Annotated in this window: 1 protein-coding gene; it reads left to right on the forward strand. The window is 58.5% G+C overall.

The window, feature by feature from the left end; genetic code table 11:
* Window positions 1–205 (forward strand): hypothetical protein (locus ACZ2IA_RS23370; RefSeq protein WP_470294960.1); only part of this gene is annotated, 205 nt, incomplete at both ends.

The following is a 205-nucleotide window of genomic DNA, read 5'->3' on the forward strand; positions in this document are numbered from 1 at the left end:
CCGGGGAACGGCATCATCTGCAACTGCTCGTCCTGCAGCAATTCAGCCAGCGTCAGTTCCGGGTAATCGGGATGGACCATCACTTGCCAAGCCGCACGACACCGCTGTTCCAGCCAATCGTTCAGTTACCCAAAGCTGGCGAACGGCTGCCTCTTGGCTTCTTGCCAGAGTTGCCGGCGCCGATCCTGCACATTCTTCTCAACGA

The organism is Crenobacter sp. CS_VA4, from assembly GCF_055597485.1.